The 18,622-nt window shown below is 36.7% G+C and carries 16 protein-coding genes and 1 other annotated feature (1 of these 17 only partly in view); all 16 genes read right to left on the reverse strand.

The features are described 5' to 3' along the window. Nucleotides 1-109, reverse strand: a binding site (T-box leader); it reaches 115 nt to the left of the window's first position. 49 nt (nt 110-158) lie between these two features. Then, nucleotides 159-1,448 (reverse strand): glutamate-1-semialdehyde 2,1-aminomutase, encoded by a 1,290-nt coding sequence (hemL, locus tag G6Q10_RS04250; protein WP_163653284.1) that lies wholly within the window; start codon nt 1,446-1,448, stop codon nt 159-161. 15 nt (nt 1,449-1,463) lie between these two features. Continuing rightward, nucleotides 1,464-2,435 carry a porphobilinogen synthase gene (gene hemB, locus G6Q10_RS04255; protein ID WP_163653286.1) on the reverse strand — a complete coding sequence of 324 codons (972 nt, stop codon included), beginning with the start codon at nt 2,433-2,435 and terminating at the stop codon, nt 1,464-1,466. A gap of 2 nt (nt 2,436-2,437) precedes the next feature. Further along, nucleotides 2,438-3,163 (reverse strand): uroporphyrinogen-III synthase, encoded by a 726-nt coding sequence (locus G6Q10_RS04260; RefSeq protein WP_163653289.1) that lies wholly within the window; start codon nt 3,161-3,163, stop codon nt 2,438-2,440. Beyond that, complete coding sequence (gene hemC / locus G6Q10_RS04265) at nt 3,156-4,085, reverse strand: hydroxymethylbilane synthase (RefSeq protein WP_163653292.1); 930 nt, start codon at nt 4,083-4,085, stop codon at nt 3,156-3,158. The genes G6Q10_RS04260 and hemC overlap by 8 nt, the downstream gene beginning before the upstream one ends. Further along, nucleotides 4,027-5,370, reverse strand: a complete 1,344-nt coding sequence (gene hemA / locus G6Q10_RS04270) for a glutamyl-tRNA reductase (RefSeq protein WP_163653295.1) — start codon at nt 5,368-5,370, stop codon at nt 4,027-4,029. The genes hemC and hemA overlap by 59 nt, the downstream gene beginning before the upstream one ends. Nucleotides 5,371-5,444: 74 nt before the next feature. Continuing rightward, a complete protein-coding gene (gene yihA / locus G6Q10_RS04275) occupies nt 5,445-6,029 on the reverse strand; it encodes a ribosome biogenesis GTP-binding protein YihA/YsxC (protein WP_163653298.1) in 585 nt (194 codons plus the stop codon). 190 nt (nt 6,030-6,219) lie between these two features. Then, on the reverse strand, nt 6,220-8,142 hold the full coding sequence (thrS, locus tag G6Q10_RS04280) for a threonine--tRNA ligase (RefSeq protein ID WP_163653301.1): 1,923 nt from the start codon (nt 8,140-8,142) through the stop codon (nt 6,220-6,222). A gap of 359 nt (nt 8,143-8,501) precedes the next feature. Continuing rightward, a complete protein-coding gene (dnaI, locus tag G6Q10_RS04285; protein ID WP_163653304.1) occupies nt 8,502-9,425 on the reverse strand; it encodes a primosomal protein DnaI in 924 nt (307 codons plus the stop codon). 5 nt (nt 9,426-9,430) lie between these two features. Beyond that, nucleotides 9,431-10,798 carry a replication initiation and membrane attachment family protein gene (locus G6Q10_RS04290; protein ID WP_163653307.1) on the reverse strand — a complete coding sequence of 456 codons (1,368 nt, stop codon included), beginning with the start codon at nt 10,796-10,798 and terminating at the stop codon, nt 9,431-9,433. A gap of 13 nt (nt 10,799-10,811) precedes the next feature. Beyond that, on the reverse strand, nt 10,812-11,276 hold the full coding sequence (nrdR, locus tag G6Q10_RS04295; RefSeq protein ID WP_163653309.1) for a transcriptional regulator NrdR: 465 nt from the start codon (nt 11,274-11,276) through the stop codon (nt 10,812-10,814). 71 nt (nt 11,277-11,347) lie between these two features. Then, nucleotides 11,348-11,944 carry a dephospho-CoA kinase gene (coaE, locus tag G6Q10_RS04300; protein ID WP_163653311.1) on the reverse strand — a complete coding sequence of 199 codons (597 nt, stop codon included), beginning with the start codon at nt 11,942-11,944 and terminating at the stop codon, nt 11,348-11,350. Between the two features lie 12 nt (nt 11,945-11,956). Next, entirely contained in the window at nt 11,957-12,778 is an 822-nt protein-coding gene (mutM, locus tag G6Q10_RS04305; protein WP_163653313.1) for a DNA-formamidopyrimidine glycosylase, read from the reverse strand. 9 nt (nt 12,779-12,787) lie between these two features. Beyond that, nucleotides 12,788-15,421, reverse strand: a complete 2,634-nt coding sequence (gene polA / locus G6Q10_RS04310) for a DNA polymerase I (RefSeq protein WP_163653315.1) — start codon at nt 15,419-15,421, stop codon at nt 12,788-12,790. 187 nt (nt 15,422-15,608) lie between these two features. Then, on the reverse strand, nt 15,609-16,874 hold the full coding sequence (gene icd / locus G6Q10_RS04315) for an NADP-dependent isocitrate dehydrogenase (RefSeq protein ID WP_163653317.1): 1,266 nt from the start codon (nt 16,872-16,874) through the stop codon (nt 15,609-15,611). 16 nt (nt 16,875-16,890) lie between these two features. Continuing rightward, the gene (gene citZ / locus G6Q10_RS04320; protein ID WP_163653318.1) at nt 16,891-18,015 is read right to left on the reverse strand and encodes a citrate synthase; all 1,125 of its coding nucleotides are present in this window, start codon (nt 18,013-18,015) and stop codon (nt 16,891-16,893) included. Nucleotides 18,016-18,057: 42 nt separating this feature from the next. Further along, the gene (locus G6Q10_RS04325; RefSeq protein WP_163653321.1) at nt 18,058-18,522 is read right to left on the reverse strand and encodes a DUF441 domain-containing protein; all 465 of its coding nucleotides are present in this window, start codon (nt 18,520-18,522) and stop codon (nt 18,058-18,060) included. Between the last annotated feature and the right edge of the window lie 100 nt (nt 18,523-18,622).

Raw genomic sequence — 18,622 nt, forward strand, 5'->3', positions numbered from 1 at the left:
AAAAGCTGCTTCAAGGCTACCTTCAATTAGACATTTTGAAAGTTTTCACCAACCACTTTCTCTCTACATAAAATTGTGCTAATTTACTCTTCCTTGTCATGGCATTTAAAAAGTATGATAATGTTTGTAGTTTACCAGAAGAAAGCCATTTCGTCAATTTAATTAGTTAGTACCTTAAACGTGTGTTCAAAGGCCTCTAAAGTATCATCAATTTCTTTTTCTGTATGTTCTGTTGAAATGAAAATTCCTTCAAATTGCGAAGGTGGTAAGAAAATCCCTTGTTTTAGCATTTCACGATAATAATTGCTGAAAAACTTTAAATCACTCGTCTTAGCTGATTCAAAGTCGATTACTTGTTGTTCAGTAAAGAAAAAGCCAAACATTGATCCAGCCTGATTTATTGTAAGTGGAACATTGTATTTTCTCCCAAGCGTGGTTAACCCATTTTCCATTCGTTTAATTAGCCTTCTAAATTGATCGTAATGCTCTGGTGTCAATTGTTTTAATGTTTCGTAACCAGCAGTCATAGCTAAAGGATTTCCTGAAAGTGTCCCGGCTTGATAAATCGGGCCACTAGGTGCAATCTGCTCCATAATTTTTCGTTTTCCACCATAAGCACCGACTGGAAGCCCTCCGCCGATGACTTTTCCTAAACAAGTTAAGTCGGGCGTAACAACAAAATAACCTTGTGCGGAATAATAATCGACACGAAAGCCGCTCATTACTTCATCAAAAATTAATAAACTATCATATTGTGTTGTTATCTTGCGTAAGCCTTCCAAGAAACCTTCAATTGGTGGTACAACACCCATATTTCCAGCAACAGGTTCAACAATAACAGCGGCAATTTCTTCACCAAAATGATCAAAAGCTAATTTAACACCTTCTAAATCATTATAAGGAACCGTGATTGTATCTTGTGCAAGCCCTTTTGTTACGCCAGGAGAATCAGGTAATCCAAGTGTTGCAATACCTGAGCCGGCCTTAATTAAAAGCGAATCACCGTGTCCGTGATAACTGCCTTCAAATTTAAGGATTTTATCTCTTTTAGTATAACCACGTGCTAAGCGAATAGCGCTCATTGTTGCTTCTGTACCAGAGGAAACCATGCGAATAACTTCAATGGAGGGAACGCGTTCAATAACTAACTTGGCTAACTCATTTTCGATTTCAGTAGGTGTTCCAAAACTTGTTCCTTTTTGAGCAGCTTCTGTTAAAGCAAAGATGACTTGTGGGTTAGCATGTCCTAAAATTAAAGGCCCCCAGGATAAAACATAATCAATATAGCGATTGCCATCAATATCTGTAAGGTAAGCGCCTTTCCCATGATCCATAAAAAGTGGTTTTGCGTCAACAGATTTAAAAGCACGTACTGGGCTATTAACACCGCCAGGCATTAATTTTTTTGCTTCAGAAAAAGCTTTTTTTGATTTTGAATACTGATTCATTCTAGTCCCTCCTTTTTATTTTAGATAGTTTGCCATGTCTTTTGCGAAGTAAGTAATAATAAGTGTTGCTCCTGCTCTTTTCATGCTTGTTAACATTTCAATAACGATTGCTTTTTCATCAATCCAGCCATTTTGTGCAGCAGCTTTTACCATAGCATACTCCCCACTTACATTATAAGCAACAAGTGGTAAGTGAGTGGTGTTTTTAATATCACGCATAATATCAAGATACGAAAGTGCTGGTTTGATAATTAAGAAATCTGCTCCTTCTGCTTCGTCGCTTGCTGCTTCAAGAAATGCTTCGCTACGGTTTGCTGAATCCATTTGATAGGTTTTGCGATCGCCAAATTGTGGTGCCCCATTTGCTGCATCACGAAAGGGGCCATAAAAGGAAGAAGCATATTTAACTGTATAAGACATGATAGGAATATGGGTATATCCCGCTTGATCTAAGCATGAACGAATGGCTTGGACAAAACCATCCATCATATTAGAAGGGGCAATAATATCTGCACCAGCGCGGGCTTGGCTTAAGGCTGTTTGTTTTAAAATAGCAAGCGATTCGTCATTAAGAATCTGTCCATCCTCTACTAATCCACAATGTCCATGATCCGTAAATTCACAAAGACAAGTATCAGCAATAACAAGCATTTCTGGATACTTTTGTTTAATTAAACGGGTGGCTTCTTGAACAATGCCATGATCATGAAAAGCCCCTGTCCCAACAGCATCTTTTTCATGCGGAATACCAAATAAAATGACCGCTTTAATGCCTAATGCAAGAATTGAATCAATCTCTTTTTCTAAGTGATGAAGTGGAAATTGAAAAACGCCGGGCATGGATGCGACTTCTGTTACCTCTTCTCCATTTTCTTTAATAAAAAGTGGATAAATAAAATCATCCATCGAAAGTCTCGTTTCTCGCACTAACTCACGAATTGTGCTTGAACTTCTTAAGCGACGATGCCGATCAAAGTCTAAAGTCATCTTTATCTCTCCTTTACTACTTTCTTAATTAGAGCTTCCATTGTATAAACATCAGGTTGATAATCTACGGTAAAACCAGATTCTTCGATGGCTTTAGCAGTTATCGGACCGATGGCGGCAATTTTAAAATGAAAAGGAAATGGTTGTTTTTTTGATATCCGTTCAAAGTTTTGCCAAGCAGAAGGACTTGCAAAAGTAAAAATCACTTGATCGTTTTGCGTGATTTTTTTTACAAGATGGATAAAATGGGCTTCTAAATTCGTTGGTAAACGATTTTTATAAATAGCAAAACTAAAAATCGGATAGCCTTTTTGTTCTAAATTTTTTTGAATGACTGGACGCCCTAATTCACTTTGTGGGAATAAAACAGATACTGGGGTTGGATTTTCCAGCAACCAATCTTTTAAAAAAGCTTCTGCTTGAAATTTACTTGCTGTAAAGTTGACTGGAATAGCCTTTTCATTCAAGGCTTTCGCTGTTTTAGTTCCAATTGCGGCAATTTTTCCTGTAATAGAAGTACGATTTACTTGTTCGAAAAAAAACTTCACTGCATTTTGACTTGTGAAAAATAGCCAATCTGTTTTACGTGTCAAGATCGATTGTGGGACTGATATTTTTTCGATCTCAATCAATGGTAAGCTAAAATATTCAAGGCCCGCTTGATTAACCAGATCACGAAAAATTTTATTTTGCTCCTCTTCCCTTGTTAAAATGATCCAATTAGCCATTTTCTCTAGCGTCCTTAATGAGAGTAGCCGCTCCTTTTTCAAGTAAAATTTCTGCGGCGCGCTTGCCGACTTGAATCGGATTACTTCCAGATTCAAATACGTTTAAAATCGTTGAGCCGTCGATAGAGGACACGAGTCCGGCTAGTTGAATATGATCTGCTTGTTTTGTTGCAAAACAAGCGACAGGCACTTCACATCCGCCATCAAGTTCTCTAAGGAAAGTTCGCTCTGCTTGGACGCAGTACGCTGTTTCTAAATCGTGAATAGCTTTTAACATTTGCCTTGTTTCTTGATCATTTTCACGACATTCTATTGCTAACGCGCCTTGTCCAACAGCAGGTAAACAAATGTTTTCTGATAGCCTTTCAACCTTTAATTCGGTTGTTAACCAGCCCATTCTTTTTAAACCAGCTTCAGCTAAAACGATGGCATCAAAATTTTCTTCTTTTAATTTTTTTAAGCGAGTATCAATATTTCCCCGGATTGTATGGATATTTAAATCTGGTCGTACTTTTCTTAGTTGGGCTGCTCTTCGTAAGCTGCTTGTTCCAATGGTAGCGCCTTTTTTTAGTTCGGACAAGCGATTTGCTTTGTCAAAAACGAGGCAATCAAATGGTGTTTCTCGTTTAGGGATGGAGGCAATAACGAGGCCTTTTGCTAATTCAGCAGGAACGTCTTTCATGCTATGTACAGCAAAGTCGATCACTCCATCAAGAAGCGCCTGTTCTATTTCAGAGATAAACAGCCCTTTTCCACCCACTTTGCTAAGCGTTACATCAAGAATTTGATCGCCTTTTGTGATTATTTCATGAATCTTAAAGTGTTGGTCAGGAAATTTGGCTTGTAGTTGCTTGATGACCCAATTAGTTTGAGTAAGAGCTAGTTTGCTTTTCCGACTGCCAACGATGATTTCCCGTTTCATTGATTAATTCCTCATTTCTATTTTCTTCGCTTAAATCGAAAATTTGTTTAAAGGCTTCAATCTTTAATTCCGATTGATCATGTACTGCCATTTCTTTAATTTCGGTTACAGGATGCTTTAACATTTGGTTAATGACGCTTTTCATATGTTTTCCTATAATCAGATATTCATGGTCAGTTAATCTTGGCAGCTTATTTTTAAGGCTGTGCATCGTTTCTTCCTGGATTTTTAAAGCATTTTCACGCAATTCACGAATCAATGGGATAACGCCAAGCTGCTTTTCCCATTCATAAAAAGCGATAACCGCTTGTTCAATTTCTTGTTGTACTTTTTGAACGATGCGTTTCCGTTCTGTTGTATTGGCTGTGACCACACCATTTAAATCATCAAGGTCATACAAAAATAAATTGGGAAGATCTGCACAATTTGGGTTAACGTTCCGAGGTAATGCAATATCAATCATTAACAGTTCTTTATTCCGCTTTTTAAGTGCATCTTGCATCATCTTTTTGTTGATAATATACTCACTAGAAGCCGTTGAAACTAAGATAATATCAATGGAAGGCAAAATATCTTTTATTTGTCCAAAATCGATTGTCTTTGCAGAGAACTCTTTTGCTAATTTCTCTGATTTTTCATTTGTTCGGTTGGTGATCGTTATATTCCCTACACCGCTACCGTGTAAATTTTTCAAAGCAAGCTTTCCCATTTTACCTGCACCAATAAGGAGAACACTTTTCTTTTCGATGTCAGTGTAAAGCTGCTTGGCAATTTCTACAGCAGCATAACTCACAGAAACTGCATTTTCATTTATTTTAAATTGATGGTGCGCTTTTTTGGCAAAGAAAATAGCTTCACGAAATAAGTAATTAAGGATCGTGCCGGTTGTTTTTGCCAAATGCGCTTCGTTAAATGCTTTTTTTACTTGACCGAGAATTTGCGTTTCCCCAAGCACAAGAGAATCTAAACCAGCAGTAACCTGATATAGATGTCTAACAGCAGCTATTTCCTCATGAAAAAAAAGATAGGGCTCTAAGTCATGAATACTACAATCAAACCAATTGGCTAAAAAACGTTTTAAATAATAACGACCCGTATGGATTTGATCCACTACAGCAATGATTTCAGTGCGATTGCAAGTCGAGATAATAACGTTTTCTAATAGGCTTTTTTCTTTGAGCAAAGCGGACTCTGCTTGTATTTTTTCATCATCTGTAAAAATAAATTTTTCTCTTATATTAATGGGTGCTGTTTTGTGATTTAGCCCAGTGGAGAGAATATACATGAAACAATCCTCCTAAACTTATCAATTGCTTTTATCTTATCATTTTTAAATGTGCTTTTAAACTCGTCTGCCTTTTACTGCATTTTAACTTCAATCGCTTGCCATGCTTCTTCTTTTCCCATGCCAGTTTCAGATGAAAAGACAATGAAATCATCATTTGAATCAAAATCTAGTGTTTCTCGAATAATTTTAGCGTTTTTTTGCCATTTACTACGTGGTATTTTATCCGCTTTCGTAGCGATAATAATCGTTGGTATCTGGTAATACTTGAGAAATTCATACATCATCACATCGTCATTTGTTGGCTTGTGTCTTAAATCAACAATTTGCACAACTGCTTTTAACTGCTCACGTGAAGTGATATAAGTCTCAATCATTTCTCCCCATTTTTCACGTTCACGCTTAGAAACTTTGGCAAAACCATAACCAGGGACGTCAACAAAATAAAGAGCATTTTCGATTTTATAAAAGTTTAATGTTTGTGTTTTTCCCGGCTTTTGTGAAATACGAGCCATGCTTTTCCTTCGAATCATTTTATTAATAAATGAAGATTTCCCGACATTTGACCGTCCTGCTAGTGCAAATTCAGGGAGCAAACCTTCTGGATATTGTTCTTTCCATACCGCACTAATTACTAATTCTACATTATTTACATCCATAAATTTTTGTCCACCCTTATTTTTAATCTTTCTTTAGTATAACGGATAAACGTTTAAAATGCACGATTTGAAAAAGAGTTTAGGACATAAATGAGACAAGCGTTCGTTATTTAAGTGTTGGATAGAAAATTTTCCCACTAACCACTTAAAATAAAAACGCTTGTCATCCGGTTATCCCAAATTGTTAAGATTAATATTTATTTACTTCACTAGCTACTCTTTGGATGAAATCAGCCAATTTTAATGTAGTTGACTCTTTTTCTCCGTATTTACGTACATTGACTTCATTTGCTTCTTTTTCCTGATCGCCAAGAACAAGTGCATAAGGGATTTTATGCGTTTGTGCTTCTCGAATTTTATAGCCTAATTTTTCGTTCCGATCATCAATTTCAACACGGAATCCAGCACGTTGGAGTTGTTCTTGTACAGATTTTGCATAATCAAGATGCGATTCAACGTTGACAGGAACAATTTCCATTTGAATTGGTGCTAACCAGGTAGGAAATGCGCCTTTATATTCTTCAATTAAATAAGCGACAAAGCGTTCCATTGTCGAAACAACGCCTCGGTGGATAACAACAGGACGATGTTTTTCACCATCTTCACCAATATAAGTTAAATCAAAGCGTTCTGGTAATAGAAAATCTAGCTGTACAGTAGAAAGCGTTTCTTCTTTACCGATTGCCGTTTTTACTTGAACATCAAGTTTAGGTCCGTAAAATGCTGCTTCACCTTCAGCTTCAAAGTAATCCATATTCATTTCATCCATTGCGTCTTTAAGCATTTTTTGCGCTTTTTCCCACATTGCATCATCATCGAAATATTTCTCGGTATTTTCTGGGTCGCGATAGCTTAAACGGAAGCTGTAGTCCGTGATATTAAAATCTTTATATACTTCAAGAATAAGTTCAAGTACACGTTTAAATTCATCTTTAATTTGATCAGGGCGAACAAAAACATGCGCATCATTTAAAGTCATCCCACGAACACGTTGTAAACCAGAAAGTGCCCCACTCATTTCATAGCGATGCATCAAGCCAAGTTCAGCAATGCGAATCGGAAGTTCCCGGTAACTATGAATATCATTTTTATAAATCATCATGTGGTGCGGGCAATTCATTGGACGAAGAACAAGTTCTTCATTATCCATTTTCATCGTTGGGAACATATCTTCGTGATAATGATCCCAGTGACCACTTGTTTTATAAAGTTTAACATTGGCCATAACTGGTGTATAAACATGGTTATAGCCTAAGCGTTCTTCTTTATCAACAATATAGCGCTCAATGACGCGGCGAATGGTTGCGCCTTTTGGTAACCAAAGTGGTAAGCCTTGGCCAACTTCTTGTGAGTTAGTAAATAAATCAAGCTCTTTACCTAATTTACGATGATCGCGTTCTTTTGCCTCTTCTTGCATTTTCAAAAATTCTTTTAAAGCTTGTTTGTCGAAGAAAGCCGTACCGTAAATGCGTTGCAACATCTTATTATCGCTATTCCCACGCCAATAAGCACCTGCTACACTAAGAAGTTTGAATACCTGAATCTTACCGGTGGAAGGGACATGAATACCACGGCAAAGATCAAAAAATTCACCTTGTGTATAAATTGTTACGGTTTCGTCTTCAGGAATGGCTTCAATAAGCTCTAATTTGTAAGAATCATCAATCGCTTTAAAACGTTTAATCGCTTCGTTGCGTGATACAACTTCACGGGTAATAGGTAAGTTTTCACGGACAATCGCTTGCATTTCTTTTTCAATGGTTGAAAATGATTCTTCACTAATGGTTTCTTCTGTATCAACATCATAATAAAATCCAGTTTCAATGCTTGGACCAACGCCAAATTTAATATCTGGATATAGACGCTTTAACGCTTGAGCCATGAGGTGTGCTGTACTATGGCGCAAAATCCCAAGTGCTTCAGGATGGTCTGGTGTTATAATTTCAATTGCACCATCTTCTTCAATGGGTGTTACAAGATCAACTAAGCGGCCATTAATGCTACCTGCAAGGGCTTTTTTCTTTAAACTTGGGCTGATTGATTCAGCAATATCAGCAGTGGAAGCGCCTTTTTCAAAATCTTTTATCGCGCCATCTGGAAAAGTAATTTTCATTTTAATCTACTCCTTAAATTTTTTTAAAAGTGAGGGACATTTTCCTAGAAAAAACAAAAAAGCCCGCCCCAGAAATTGGGACGAGCTTGACTCGTGGTTCCACCCAAGATTTTAAACAACGATGAATTAGGTTGTTTTCTCTTGTCGCCTATAACGGGAGCGAATCGTCTGATATTACTAGCACAAAAGCATTCCTATCAGAAGTTCAAAGGTGGTCCAAACCAAAAGGCTGATGCGGAGGTTCGCAGCTACTCCTCCTTCTCTTTCATCGCTCTTTAAGCAGGTTGTCCTTATCGTCACTTTTTATTATTACAATAAATTATAAGCCTAGTTGATTCATTTTGCAAGTGCTTTTTAAACTAACGGCGTCGATTTTTTCCTTCTAGCTCAAGTTCATCGGCTAAAAAGCGGATTCGTTCCATAATTCGTCGTGCTTTAAGCTTTTCCTCTGAGCCATTTTGTGAAAAAGTCAAATGATTTTCAAGCTGATTCATATTATAATTAGAAGAGAAAAATGTGGGTAGCTCTTCTTGCATCCTAAATTGAAGAATCGTGCCTAATACTTCATCTCTTGTCCAAGCTGTCATCGATTCTGCACCGATATCATCGAGCATTAAAATTTCTGTTTCTTTAGCAAATTGAATTTTATCATCTACCGTATTGTTGGATATGGCTTGTTTAATCTCGCGCATAAATTCTGGCAAATAAACAAGCGTAGATGTAACGCCACGTAACGCTAATTCCCGCGCAATAGCCCCTAATAAATAGGATTTTCCTGTTCCAAAACTGCCATGAATATATAAACCTTTAATCCGCGTATTTGACTTTTCTTGATACGTGTGAATAAATTCATTGGCACTGACTAAAGCTCTAAGTCTAGAAGATTCATCTGTATAAAAATTTTCTAGCGAAGCTTCGACAATCTGTTTTGGTATATAAAGTGAGCGAACGCGTTTTTCAATCGCTTTTCTCCGGTCAGATGCAATTTTTTCAGGCGTTGGATAATACGTTACTGTAATAAACTCACCGCTAAGCACAAGTTTTGGCGCATAGCCAGGCATAAGTGTTGGCTCCTGCTCTTGCCATGCTTTATGTTGCGTCATAAATTCATATAGGTTAGAAATATTTTGGTTAATGATTGTATCTGACAGCTCAGATTGATGCGCCTTTAAAAATTGCTTGATTGGCTCATAGCGAAGAACGGCTTCCTTTAAAGATTGATATCTTTGTTCAAAATTCTGATCTGCAAATAATTGTCCAAGCGTACGTTCAATGTTATCCATCTTGTTCACCTACCTTTCTTTAAATTTTCTTTGATTTGACGCACTTGCTCTTCTAAAGCTAATTTTTCTTTTTCTGACATTTTCTCTTCTGCTGGTGTGACTTCTTCTCGGTCAAACCAATCAGGTAATACTTCCACACGGTTATTTTTTTGATAGCTTGTCGTCTTAGGGCCTTCTTCTTTTAAGCGTTTGTATTTTTCGTGTTCACTAAGCGCTAGCTCCATGGCTTCTTTTGCTGTTTTTACTTTTTTTCGTTTCCAATGAGCAGCTATAGTCATCATATAATTACGCGCGATTTTGCCGTCCAATCTTAATAATACATATTCAATTAAGACATTCATGACCGGTTCTGGCAAATTTTGTTTGGTCATGACTTCCTCAATGACACGAAGATCGGTTTCAGCGGGGGTGGCTCCATCAGTTATATCCACTAATAATTGAAATGGCGAGACATTTTCTAAGTAAACTTGTAAAGCTTCCTCATCGTTTAATTCGGTTTTATTCGGAGTGGCTTCATCTAAATTAAAGTCATGGAGCTCCGGATAAGCTTGGTGGTGCAAGCGATAATCATCGCGAACAATTTTGCGTAAATAGGCTAAATCAATATTCCCATCTCCAAGAATGGCTCGATATAAAAAGGAGACCATTTCTTTCTCATTGTATTGATAAATCGCATGAAGTTTTAAAATGGTCTGCTTGACTTCTGCGGTTATCTTATTACGAGCAATCATGTTTGGTGAAAGTAAATGAAAGAATAACGAAAAATCAAAATCGGCTTCTTCCTCCGAAAGCTCAATAAAAGGTGTTTTCGTCCGATTGATGGGTGTTTCATTTGTCTGCACGATTTCAGGAGCTTTTAAATTGCTATTGAAAGGAGAAAAGACATCTTGAAAGGAACGTGTTATCTCATGAAAATCTGGTTTGATTTCATGATCATCAGAAAAAAATTTACGCAGTCGTTGATATTGTCTACTGCCAATTTTTCCGTATAAATAAATGTTAAGTAACCCATCCGAGAAAAAGCGATCTGGTGTGAGCGGCGGTATTAGTTCATAAATGTAATGACGCGCATCAGCTTCTGTTTTAATGTAAGACTTTAGTAAGCCAAGACCTTCTAACTTCAAACGCGCGCTAAAAAAATCTTTTAAACCAATATTTAATAAATTTAATAATTGCGTATGTGTATGTGCCTCGCTCCATAAGCGATTTTCTTCAATTTCTGTGGCTAGCGTTTGATAAAGTGCTAGGCAATTTGAACCCATAAGTGGCTGATACAACATTGTGATCACTTTATAATCGTAAGAAGAAAGAACCCCATTTGATTTCACTTGATAGCTATCAAGCGGTTTCAGTTCCATCCAAAATTCAGTCAATTGCCTCACCTTTTTAAACTTTCTTGTTTTTTCTCATTAAATCTTTTAATTCATCAACAAAGACATTAATATCTTTAAATTGTCGATAAACAGAAGCAAAACGAACGTAAGCGACTTCATCAAGAAGCGCGAGTTTATCCATCACTTTTTCGCCAATTAAATCAGAGGGGATTTCGCTATCGCCAATATTGCGTAATTCACGTTCTATTTCTGTGACAACTTCTTCTAATTGTTCAATGCTAACCGGTCTCTTCTCACAAGCACGAATAATACCACGTCTCACTTTTTCACGGGCAAATTCTTCACGTGCACCATCTTTTTTTACAACAATTAATGGGCTTTCTTCTACTTTTTCAAAAGTGGTAAAACGAAAACTGCATTTTTCGCATTCACGCCTTCTTCTAATAGAATTACCATCATCAGCAGGTCTTGAATCAATCACTCTTGTCCCGTTGTACTTACAAGATGGACATTTCATCTCATTTCAACTCCTATCATTCGAAGCACTTCCGCCTTATTATATCATGAGAACTTTATTGCTGGCTATTTTTAGTTGGTTAGCTTGGCTAAAATGATATTAACTTGTTTTTCTGTGTCATTAAGGTCCCCATTATTATCAATAACATAATCAGCTCGCTTGCATTTTTCAGCAAGCGACATTTGGCTATTGATCCGAACGATCGCTTGTTTTTTATTTAAATGGTTTCTTGCAATCAAGCGGCTTAGTTGCACTTCTCTGCTTGTTTTCACAACGATAATTTGATCAACTAGAGTTTCTAAATGGCTTTCAAAGAGCAATGGAATATCAAAAATAACGATGTTAGCACCACTTTGAAACAAATCATTTCTTTTAGCTAACATATTGTCTTTTACAAGGGGATGAACGATTTTATTCAATGCCTCACGTTTCTTTTGGTCGTTAAAAATGAGCTCTCCTAAATAAGGTCGATTTAATGACCCATCATCATTTAAGACTTCTTCACCAAAAAAAACAGCAATTTTTTTTAGGCCCACTGTTTCTTTTTGCACAACTTCTCTTGCTGCAACATCAGCATCAATCACCGGTATTCCTTTATCTGAAAATAGGTTACTTACTGTTGATTTTCCGGTTGCAATAGAACCTGTTAGGCCAATTGTTTTTTTCATTTTTTCTACACCTCATTTTTGGCAATATGGACAAAAATGCGTGCCTCTACCGTTTAATTTTATTTTTTCGATTGGCGTTTTGCATACGAAACAAGGCTCTCCTTTTCGTCCATATACTTTTAGCTTATCTTGAAACTCACCCAGGCGACCTTCTGAATTCACATACGTACGAATCGTTGAACCGCCAAGTGCTGTAGCTTCTTTCAAAATAGCTTTTGTCGCTTCATAAATGCGGTTGATTTCTTTATCGCTTAATGAATGGCCTGTTCTTGTTGGCATAACCTTTGCCTGAAAACAAATTTCATCTGCATAAATATTGCCTACACCAGCGACAAGGGATTGACTTAATAAAATGGTTTTAATCGAACGTGTGGTTTTTTTCAAACCAGTAGCAAAATCAGTTATTTTGAAGGTTACTGATATCGGCTCTGGTCCAAGCTTTTGAATCGATTTTGTTTGTTCTTCTTGTTGTTTATGCGTCATTTCGATCGTTCCAAATTTGCGAACGTCTAAAAAGCGTAATTCAGTATGATCGGTAAAATGAAAGATAATATGTGTATGTTTCATTACTTCATCGGTTTCATGATTCAAACGAAACTTCCCTTCCATTCGTAAATGTGAAATGAGCGTAGCATTTGTTAAATCAAATAGCAAAAACTTGCCTCTGCGTCTGACCGCTTCAAAGGTTTGGCCAACCAAAGCATGGACAAACTCATCTGCGTTCATTCCTTGAACCATTTTTGGGACCTGGACGATAACCTGGTCAATGATTTTTCCAGGGATTAATTTTTGTAGTGTTTGTCTGACATTTTCCACTTCTGGTAATTCTGGCATTTTATCCTCCTATTTTGCATCATACCAAGTATTTCCAAACGCGCTATCTACTTTGAGTGGCACGCTTAACGTTACTGCATTTTCCATAACATCAGGAACAATTTTTTGAAGTAGCTCGATCTCTTGTTCAGGCGCTTCAAAAATAAGTTCATCATGTACTTGTAAGAGAAGTCTGGCTTGTAAATTTTCTTTTTCCAAACGCTCTTTCATTAAAATCATGGCTTTTTTGATAATATCTGCTGCACTGCCTTGAATGGGCGTATTCATCGCAGTTCTTTCGGCAAAGCTACGAATATTGAAATTACGACTTGTAATTTCAGGAATATAGCGACGTCGATGTAAAATCGTTTCGACATAGCCTTTTTCTTTGGTAGAACGAACAATTTCTTCCATGTATTCTTTAACAGCTGGATAGCTCACAAAATAACGGTCAATAAAAGCTTTTGCTTCTTTACGTGTAATTCCTAAATTTTGCGAGAGGCCATAATCACTGATGCCGTAAACAATTCCAAAATTAACAGCTTTTGCTTGACGTCGCATCAAAGCATCTACATCATTTTCTCCTACATGAAAGACATCCATTGCTGTTTTCGTATGAATATCATAATCATGTTGAAAAGCATAAATCAAATCTTTATCTTGCGAAATATAGGCAAGAACGCGTAATTCTACTTGCGAATAGTCAGCTGAAAAAATCTTCCAATTGGGTTCACTTGGCACAAAAACTTCGCGAATTTTACGTCCTTCTGGAAGACGAATGGGAATGTTTTGTAAGTTTGGATCCACTGAACTTAACCTTCCTGTCTGGGTTAGCGTTTGGTTGAACCGTGTATGGACTTTTTTAGTATTTTTATCGGTGACTTTTAGCAAGCCTTCGATATATGTCGATTGTAATTTTCCAAGCTGTCTATGCGTTAAAATTTCATCAATGATTTCATGTTGTCCAGATAAACTTTCAAGAACATCAGCAGCCGTTGAATAGCCTGTTTTTGTTTTTTTGATCACAGGAAGCTTTAGATCTTCAAATAAAACGCTCCCTAATTGTTTTGGAGAGTTAATGTTAAATTCTTTCCCAGCAAGCGCATGAATAGAGATTTCGAGATTGGTTAAACGGCTTAATAATTCGTCTTTCATTTCTTCTAGACGTAATGTATCTACTTTTACGCCATAAATTTCCATTTGTGCTAAAACAAAACTAAGTGGTAATTCAAGTTCTTCCATTAGTTCAAGTTGTTTATTATTTTCAAGTTCAGTGATTAACGGTTCTGTGAGTTTTGCGATGGCGAATGCTTTACGAACAAGATGTTCTGCAACAATGTCTTCAGAAGGAATCTTTCGTTTTGCACCTTTACCGTAAACCGCTTCATCCGATTCAATATTTTCAAACTGATGTCTAGTGGCTACACTGTAAAAATCATCAATCGATTCAGATGGATTAAGCAGGTAAGAAGCAAGCATGATGTCAAATGTAATCCCTTGACCTTTGATGCCTAAACGATTTGTGCTAACTATAATTTTTTTAGCATCATACACTAATTTTGTTTGCTTTTCATCTTCTAACCATTTTTTGAAATCTGAACTCTTCAATGCGGTTTCCTTTGAAAAAAAGAAGCTGCCTTTTTCTGAATGAATCGCGATCCCAACAAAGTTAGCCGTATGATAATTGTCATTTTCAAGCTCGATGTAAAGGGCTGTTTCTTTAGCAAAATGTTCAGCTTTAATTTCAGTCAAGATTTCAAAATCAGTCGCTTCTAATTTTGCTTTGTTTGTTATTTGTTCGCTATCTTCAAAGTTTCTTAGCATTTGTTTAAATTCCATTTCTTTTAAAAAGGGAATGACTTTTTCTTCTTGATAGCCATTATATTTTGTATCTTTTAAGTTCACCTCAATCGGGGAATCCGTGTGAATGGTTGCTAATTTTTTACTTAAAATTGCAGATTCTTTATTTTCTTCTACTTTTTCTTTTAATTTTTTTCCGGAAATCTCATCACTATGTTCCAAAACAGATTCCACCGTGCCACCAAACTGATGTAATAATTTTAATGCTGTTTTTTCACCTACACCTGGAATGCCAGGAATATTATCAGATAAATCACCCATTAATCCTTTCATGTCAATAATTTGATGAGGATGTAGGCCATATTTTTCCTGTAGTGTTTTAGGTGTGTTTTTTTCCATATCTGCAATGCCTTTTTTCGTAATATATACCGTTGTTTTCTCACTTACTAATTGTGTAAGATCCCGATCCCCAGTGATAATAACAATTTCAAAATCTTCTTTTTCAGCGCGATTTGTTAGTGTTCCAATAATATCATCAGCTTCATAATCAGCCAGTTCATAACGAGGAATATCATACGCGTCTAATAATTCACGAATAAAGGGAAATTGTTCAGAAAGCTCAGGTGGCGTCTTTTGGCGCCCGCCCTTATATTCTTTATATGTTTTATGTCTAAAGGTTGTTTTCCCAGCATCAAAAGCAACTAAGATATGATCTGGCTGTTCATTTGTAATGACATTATTTACCATCATCGTAAAACCTAAAATGGCATTAGTATGGATTCCTTTATGATTGGATAAAAGGGGTAATGCGTAAAAGGCTCGATTAGCAATACTATTGCCATCGATTAAAACTAATTTATTCACAGGGGATTTCCTCCTCATCGTCTTCTTCACTTGTTACTATTTTATCACAAGAAAGAGTCTCACGGAAATAACGCGCACGCACTAAAAACGCAATGCCAACAAGTCAACATTGCGCCCTAAAAAATAACGAATATTAAATTAGAAAAACAAAATTACGAACTAGTTTTAAAAAAATAATTTTGCTTATTTAAAAATTTTTAATGACTTCATCAGCAAATTCCGAACATTTCACTTCAGTTGCTTGATCCATTAAACGTGCAAAATCATAGGTGACAGTTTTGGCAGCAATCGCTTTTTCTAGCCCATTTGTCATCAAATGAGCAGCTTCGTTCCAACCAATGTACGCTAAAAGAAGTGCTCCAGACAAAATAACAGATGAAGGATTTACTTTATCAAGGCCTGCATATTTTGGCGCTGTTCCATGAGTGGCTTCAAAAATAGCATGACCCGTTGTATAATTGATATTTGCTCCAGGTGCAATACCAATTCCGCCTACTTGCGCTGCCAAAGCATCAGAAATATAATCTCCATTTAAATTCATCGTTGCGACAACGTCAAATTCATCTGCACGAAGTAAAACCTGTTGTAAAAAGATATCCGCAATGGCATCCTTTATTAAAATTTTCCCTTCTGAAAGAGCTTCGGCTTGCTTTTGATCAGCTATCTCTTTTCCTTCTTTTGCTTTAATTTCTTCATATTGATCCCACGTAAAAACTTGATTCGGAAATTCTTTTTCAGCTAATTCGTAGCCCCACTTTTTAAAAGCTCCTTCGGTAAATTTCATGATATTTCCTTTATGCACAAGCGTAACTGATTTTCTGCCTTCATGGATGGCGTACTGAATCGCAGCTCGTACCAAGCGTTCAGTCCCTTCTTTTGAAATTGGCTTAATTCCAATACCAGAAGTTTTAGGAAAACGAATGTTGTCAATCTTAAATTCATCTTGCAAGAAGCGAATGATTTTTTTAGCTTCAGGGCTTCCTTCTGCAAATTCAATGCCAGCATAAATATCTTCTGTATTTTCACGAAAAATAACCATGTCAACATCTTGCGGTTTTTTAACAGGTGATGGAACGCCATTTACATATTTAACTGGCCGTAAACAAACATATAAATCAAGTGCTTGACGAAGTGCTACATTTAAGGAGCGTATACCTCCTCCAATTGGGGTTGTAAGAGGCCCTTTTAATGCAATCAAATACTCTTTAATGACTGTTAATGTTTCTTCTGGAAGCCACTTACCTGTTTTTTTAAAAGCTTTTTCACCAGCTAAAACCTCTTTCCAAGAAATTTCTCGTTCACCTTGATAGGCATGCCAAACAGCTTGATCAATCACCCGTTTTGCCGCTTGCCAAATATCAGGTCCAATGCCATCTCCTTCAATAAAAGGAATAATTGGACAGTCAGGTATATTCAATTTACCTTTTGTAAATGTAATCTTTTTAGGTTGCATTATTTTGCCTCCTTCGCTAATCCCTTTCTTCTATCGGCAAATATTGACGATCTTTCGGCCCCACATAAATTGCGCGCGGCCTAATTAAGCGATTATCACGATATTGTTCAAAGATATGAGCGAGCCATCCAGAAACACGACTAACTGAAAATACAAGTGTAAAAAGATCAACATCAATCCCTAATGCATGATAGACAGATGCTGAATAAAAATCAACATTTGGCCTTAAATGCTTAAGTTCCCATACAGCTTCTTCAATTTCAAGTGATAATTGAAACCATTTTTCCTCATTTTTTGCTTTTGCTAAATTTTCACTTGCAGTACGTAAATATTTAGCGCGAGGATCACCAGTTTGATAAACTCGATGACCAAAACCCATGATTTTCTGATGATGATTCACTTTATAACGAATATAATCTCGCACGTTAGAATCAGCACGATCAATTTCTTCTAACATATCAAAAACACGTTCATTTGCTCCACCATGAAGCGGCCCCTTTAGCGCACCAATTGCTGCTGTAACACCAGAGTAAACATCAGAAAGCGTCGCAACACATACTCGGGCTGTAAATGTTGAAGCGTTAAACTCATGATCCGCATGTAAAACAAGGGCTTGATTCATTGCATGCGTAGAAAGCTCATCTGCTTCTTCCCCAGTAATCATATAAAGGAAATTAGCGGCTATGCTAAGCCCTTCTTTTGGCATAATCGGATCTAGGCCGCGACGAATTCGTGAAAATGCAGCAACAAGTGTTGGCATTCTTGCTTGGAGGCGCAATCCTTTTCGGTAAACAGCTTCTCCATCATCCTTTTCTGCTTCATTATCAAATACGCCTAACATAGAAACCGTTGTCCTAAGTACACTCATCGGATGCAATTGTTGATGATTTTGCATGCGCAAACTTGAAATGATTGTTTCAGGAACGACCATACTCGCTTGAAGTTCCTCTTTAAACTGAGTTAGCTCTGCTTGATTTGGCAAACGTAAATGCCAGAGCAAATAGATCACTTCTTCAAATGTGACATCATTTTCGACTAAATCATTAATATCATAGCCAACATACTTAAGTTTATCATCTATAATGGAACTAATTGAAGTTTCAGCTACATAAACATTTTCTAATCCTTTAGAAAGTGGCATATCGTTCCTCTCCTTTATAATGAAAAAGTATCTTTATGTAAACTACCGATGAAAAAGTGGGACAAGCTGCATCGCCATGTACGCAATGCCAGAAGCAATGACAGGACCAGCTGCAAGCCCTCGGAACAAAACAACCGCAAGAATCGTCCCAAACACTAAAGAAACTGTAATTTGTGGATCCCCTGCCATATAATCTACGCCTTTACGTGACAAAATCGAAACTAAAATACCAGCACCTAATCCGATCCAACCAGCAGCAGATTTAAAGGACTCAAATAAATCCTTAAAACCAATTTGTCCTGTCGCAATTGGAATTAAAATAGCGATCGTTATAATGGTGACTCCCCAGTTGATTCCCTTTGCTCCAATTGCATCCATTACTTTCCCATCAAGGTGAAAAAGCTTTAATAAAATGACAACAGCAACAGCAATAACAAGCGAATTATTTTTTGCAACTAATCCAAGAAGCAAAAACAAAAATAAAAACAACATACTTTCTGTAAACATATAAGCGGCACCTTTCATCAACTAGAAGTAGTATAGCATAAACCGTAAAGAAAAACTTATCTGAAGTTTTAAAATCTTATAAGAAAACGCAATTGCTTTA

It is taken from the genome of Listeria sp. PSOL-1, from assembly GCF_902806445.1.
Taxonomy (GTDB): Bacteria; Bacillota; Bacilli; order Lactobacillales; family Listeriaceae; genus Listeria.